At 64.6% G+C, this 5,142-nt stretch carries 5 protein-coding genes, 1 tRNA gene and 1 pseudogene; 6 read left to right on the top strand and 1 reads right to left on the bottom strand.

The window, feature by feature from the left end; all coding sequences use genetic code 11:
* Nucleotides 1-293, top strand: a 293-nt coding sequence (locus tag VFG33_RS00905) for a hypothetical protein (protein WP_325021286.1), incomplete at its 5' end; no start/stop codon positions are given.
* A 276-nt stretch (nt 294-569) separates the two neighbouring features.
* On the opposite strand, the gene VFG33_RS00900 is transcribed toward VFG33_RS00905, so the two are convergent.
* Nucleotides 570-643 (bottom strand) — tRNA-Leu (locus tag VFG33_RS00900).
* 189 nt (nt 644-832) lie between these two features.
* Between VFG33_RS00900 and VFG33_RS00895 the strand changes: the two genes are divergently transcribed.
* The 5 genes and pseudogenes from VFG33_RS00895 to VFG33_RS00875 form a co-directional block, all read left to right on the top strand.
* Nucleotides 833-1,612, top strand: coding sequence for a transcriptional regulator (locus VFG33_RS00895; protein WP_325021284.1), 780 nt, complete (start codon nt 833-835; stop codon nt 1,610-1,612).
* Between the two features lie 15 nt (nt 1,613-1,627).
* The gene (locus VFG33_RS00890; protein WP_325021282.1) at nt 1,628-2,218 is read left to right on the top strand and encodes an ANTAR domain-containing response regulator; all 591 of its coding nucleotides are present in this window, start codon (nt 1,628-1,630) and stop codon (nt 2,216-2,218) included.
* Nucleotides 2,219-2,433: 215 nt separating this feature from the next.
* Nucleotides 2,434-3,672 (top strand): branched-chain amino acid ABC transporter substrate-binding protein, encoded by a 1,239-nt coding sequence (locus VFG33_RS00885; protein ID WP_325021280.1) that lies wholly within the window; start codon nt 2,434-2,436, stop codon nt 3,670-3,672.
* A 78-nt stretch (nt 3,673-3,750) separates the two neighbouring features.
* Complete coding sequence (locus VFG33_RS00880; RefSeq protein ID WP_325021278.1) at nt 3,751-4,698, top strand: branched-chain amino acid ABC transporter permease; 948 nt, start codon at nt 3,751-3,753, stop codon at nt 4,696-4,698.
* Nucleotides 4,695-5,142: pseudogene (locus tag VFG33_RS00875) on the top strand (branched-chain amino acid ABC transporter permease); the annotation flags it as partial. The gene VFG33_RS00880 and the pseudogene VFG33_RS00875, both read left to right, overlap by 4 nt.

The following is a 5,142-nucleotide window of genomic DNA, read 5'->3' as shown; positions in this document are numbered from 1 at the left end:
GCACCCGAAACCGCCGCTCCCTCAAACGCTGGACCGAACACGCCGCCCTCTTCCTGGCAGTCCAGCTGATCCTGGCCCTGATCGACCAGTCCTGGCCCCGCGACGCCCTCGAACACGGCGTCCGCGCCGGCACCACCTGGTGGAACTGGCTCCTGGCCATCAACACCGACTCCCCGGGCCCCCTCAAGAACGCCACCAGAATCTGGTGCCTGGTCCTCCTCATCGACACCCTCTGGACCGCCCTCCTCCTAGCAACCCGCCGCCGGGCGCCCAGCAAATCAAGCCCCAACTAACAGAGCCCCACGCTGCGAACGGACTCGTTGGACAACATGCTGTGCAGGTGTTGCCATATCGGGCACCAGGAAGTTGCCCATTGGAGCACCCCTGACAGGCGGTCGGGTCACTATGAGGATCCCTAGCCGATCCCAACCCTGTCGCCAGTCACGGAGAGTAACGCAACTCCGGCCGAGTGGCTGCGCTCGTCGTACACGGGGAAAGACTCACAGGCGACGCCGACACTTTCGGCGGCTGGAAGCTGTCAATGACAGCTGAGAAATGAAGCGTTTTTGTGCCCTGGGTGGGACTCGAACCCACACTGTATGGTGTTTGAGACCATCATCTCTGCCGGTTGGATTACCAGGGCTTGGCGCCCAAGATCCTAGCCCATCGATCAGGTCGAGGTCCGGCAGGGGCACGCGGTTCACTCTGGAGCATTCGCCTCGCAGCGACCTCGTCGAGTGGGACTATCCTCTTATTTTCTTGGCCTTCTGGCAAATCGATAGCGCATCGGGCGGGTACGGAAACTGTCGGTGGTGGCCGCCATGATGACGGCATGCCGCACTTCCGCTCGCAGGAGACCGTCGACTCGGCCCTGCAGATGTCTGACGAAGGCGTCGGCGATCGGATCAACGCCGCCACCCACGGCGTCGCGATCAAGACGATCCGCCGCTGGCGACAGCTGTATCAGCGTCGAGGGCTCCCGCGCGGGCAAGGCTTCCAGCCGACAAGCTGTCCGCGGTGCGATGGCGCCGACCTCGACGAGTCGGCGTACGCGCTGCTCCTGGGTTGGTATCTGGGGGACGGTCACATCGTCGAGGCCAGACGTGGGGTCTACCTGCTGTCGATCGCCAATGACCCGAAGTATCCCCGGCTCAACGAAGAGATCGCGGCAACCATGCGGCTGGTCAAGCCGACAGCAAGTCCATGGATGCGGAACGGCCATGCCATTCGGATCGAGGCTGGTTGGAAGCACTGGCCGTGTCTCTTCCCTCAGCACGGACCCGGGCGGAAGCATCTGCGAAAGATCGAGCTGGAGGAGTGGCAGCGCGAGATCGTTGCCAAGTACCCCGAACAGTTGTTGCGCGGGTTGTTCCACTCGGACGGATCCCGGTTCGACAACTGGGCCACACGGCCGCTGGCGAGCGGGGAAGTCAAGCGCTATCAGTACATCCGGTACATGTTTGACAACGAGTCCGAGGACATCCGGCGGATCCTTACGGATGCATTGGATCTGCTGGGGATTCCGTGGCGGCAGCCGCGCAGGAATGCGATTGCCGTGAGTCGGAAGGAGGGGGTTGGGGCGTTGGATGGGTTTGTGGGGCCGAAGAGCTGAGGGGGTGTCGATAGGGTGGCGGCTGTGAATGCGAAGCGAGTGGTGATCGCGGAGGACGAGGCTTTGATCCGGATGGATCTGGCCGAGATGCTGGCCGAGGAGGGGTACGACGTCGTCGGGCAGGCGGGGGACGGTGAAGAAGCTATCCGGCTGGCGACCGAGCATCGGCCGGATCTCGTCATCCTGGACGTGAAGATGCCCAAGCTGGACGGGCTGTCGGCGGCGGAGAAGATCGCCGGCGACCGGATCGCGCCGGTGCTGATGCTGACCGCGTTCTCGCAGCGTGAGCTGGTCGAGCGGGCCCGGGACGCGGGTGCGATGGCCTACCTGGTGAAACCGTTCTCCAAGGCGGATCTGCTGCCCGCGATCGAGATCGCCGCCAGCCGGTACGTCGAGCTCGCCGAGCTGGAGCGGGAGGTCGCCGACCTGGCGGAGCGCCTCGAGACCCGCAAGCTGGTGGACCGCGCGAAGTCCGTGCTGCAGACCAAATTCGGCCTGTCGGAGCCTGATTCCTTCCGCTGGATCCAGAAAACCGCCATGGACAAAAGGGTTTCGATGCGGCAGGTCGCCGAACTCGTGGTGGACGAGGCAGGCAGTACGGAGTGACCCACTCTCTCAGTAGCGACTGAGTCACTCTCTGCTCAAGCGCTACAACGCTGCATCGGCGACGTACAGCCGTCACTGATGATCATGCTGCTTACAGCTGTAACGACCTCGCAACACACGCTCTGTCACGTTCGCTTGAACAGGTGTGGGAGGTCTAACCTGCGGATGCTCGCGGCAATCGCGGGTGTCCGGGGGTTTGCTCGGATTTTCCAGACATGGGAGGAACAGTGCAGCAGCGTTCCGTAGTACGGGTCGGCGCGTCGCTGATCGTTGCGTCGTTGGCCCTGACTGCCTGCGGCTCACGCAACGACGACAGTGGCGACGGGGGCTCCGGTAGTACGACAAAGACGGCGAAGATCGGCGTGATCGCGCCGCTGTCCGGAGATTTGTCGGCGCTGGGTCTGGGTATCCAGCACTCGGTGGAACTGGCCGTCAAGCAGGCCAACGACGCCAACGCGATTCCGGGCTGGAAGCTCGAGGTCGTGCCGCAGGACGACGAGCAGAAGCCTGACGTCGGCAAGAACGCCGCCACCACGCTCTCGTCGGACGCAGACGTGATCGGTGTCGTCGGCACCCTGAACACCGACGTCAGCCAGCAGGTCCAGCCGATCCTGGCGCCGAAGAACATCGTCCAGGTCTCGCCGGCCAACACCGGCCCGGGCCTGACCATGGGCGCCAAGTGGCAGACGGCCCCGCAGCGGCCGTACCCGACGTACTTCCGTACCTGCACCACGGACGCGGTCCAGGGTCCGTTCGCGGCTCGGTACCTGTTCAACTCCGGCATCAAGAAGGTCGCCACGATCCACGACAAGCGGGCCTACGGCCAGGGTCTGGTTGGCACCTTCACCGATGAGTTCAAGAAGTTGGGCGGCACGATCGTCGCGGCCGAGACCATCAACCCGGACGACTCGAACTACACCGCGGTCGTGTCCGCGGTGAAGCCGAGCGCCCCGGAGGCCGTGTACTACGGCGGTCAGTACCCCGAGGCCGGTCCGCTCTCGCAGCAGATGAAGGCCGCCGGCCTGACCGTCCCGCTGATGGGTGGCGACGGCATCTACGACGGGAAGTACATCACCCTGGCCGGTAAGAACAGCAACAACGACCTGGCCACCTCGGTCGGTGCGCCGGTCGAGTCCCTGCCGTCGGCGAAGAAGTTCGTCGAGGACTACGCGGCAGCGAAGTACCCGGACCCGTTCGCGGCGTACGGCGGTTACTCCTACGACGCGGCGAACGCCATCATCAACGCGCTGAAGGTGTCGCTGAAGGACGCCGCGGACGTCACCTCCGCCCGTCCGGCCACCGTTGCCGCCATGAAGGATGTCTCCTTCGACGGCGTGACCGGCAAGGTCGCGTTCGACGAGTTCGGTGACACCACCTCCAAGGTGCTGACCACCTACAAGGTCACCGCCGGCAAGTGGGTCGCGGTGAAGACCGAGGACTTCGCAGCCAAGTAAGTCGACCAACTGACCGCGGGGGTGGGACATGATCCCACCCCCGTGGCATGTCGGAACTGATTCAGTTTGGAGGTCGACGTGGACCAGTTCTTCCAGCAACTCGTGAACGGACTCACCCTGGGTTCGTTGTACGCGCTGATCGCCGTCGGGTACACCGTCGTCTACGGCATCGTGCAGCTGATCAACTTCGCGCACGGCGAGGTGTTCATGATCGGCGCGTTCGGCGCACTCACCACCTATCTCTTGTTCTTCGACGGTCAGACCGCGGTGTGGATCCTGCCGTTCATGATCGTCGGCGCCATGCTGGCCTCGGTCGGCACCGCCGTGCTGATGGAACGTGTCGCGTATCGTCCCCTGCGGAACGCGCCACGACTGGCACCACTGATCACCGCCATCGGCATCTCGGTGTTCCTGCAGGAGTTCATCCGGCTGCTGTACGAGAAGGTCCCGTTCGTGGACTTCCCGAGCGCCAAGCAGCGGATCCCGTTCCCGCAGATCGACGTCGTCACCGGCCCGGCGGCCGAGATCGGCAACGTCACCATCCAGCGGTCCGCGATCTTCACCATCGCGGCTCTGGTCATCTCTGCCGTCGTGCTCTATTACTTCATCAACCGGACCCGGCTGGGCCGCGGCATGCAGGCCGTCTCGCAGGACCCTGACACCGCGCGTCTGATGGGCATCAACGTCGACCGCATCATCGTGGTCGCCTTCGCGCTCGGCGCCGTGCTCGCGGCCGTCGCCGGGATCTCGCAAGGCTTCCAGAACAACAACATCGACTACAAGATGGGCTTCCTGGCCGGTCTGAAGGCGTTCACCGCCGCGGTGCTGGGCGGTATCGGCAACATCCCGGGCGCCGTTCTCGGTGGTCTGGTCCTCGGCGTCGTCGAGGCGATGGCGACCCAGTACGTGCCGGGCCAGTTCGGTGGTGGATCCTGGAAGGACGTGTGGGCCTTCATCATCCTGATCCTGGTGCTGGTCTTCCGTCCGCAAGGTCTCCTGGGTGCAAGGGTGGTGGACCGCGCATGAGCGACGTGATCACGACTGAGGCACAGAACAAGCCCGAGTCACCGCCGGTCAAGGGCGCGGCAGCGGCCTGGCCGCTCGGTCTGGCCGGCGCGGCCCTGCTGATCATCGGGTCGTTCCTGTCCTGGAGCTACGACAGTTCGATCCTCGAGAACCTGTCGCTGAACGGCAACCCGGGCGGATTGCAGCGGCTGACGATCATCGGCGGCGTGGTCGCGCTGGTGCTGCTGCTGATCGCCAAGGGACCGCTGGAGAGCAGGCTCGGGCAGTGGCTCGATGCCACCCTGGGGCTTCGCGCCCTGGCGCTCTACCTGCTCATCTACATGGTGCTGGTGGTCGTCGCCATCTCGGTGGAGTCCGACGGCCTGATCAACGTCGACCCGGGTGCATACGTCTCCCTGATCGGCTCGGGTCTGTTGTTCGCCGGCGCGCGGCTGCTGCCGTTGC

It is taken from the genome of Kribbella sp., from assembly GCF_035687465.1.
Taxonomy (GTDB): Bacteria; Actinomycetota; Actinomycetes; order Propionibacteriales; family Kribbellaceae; genus Kribbella.
Note: the sequence above shows the minus strand (reverse complement) of the source record. Positions and strands in the feature narration are given on the sequence as shown.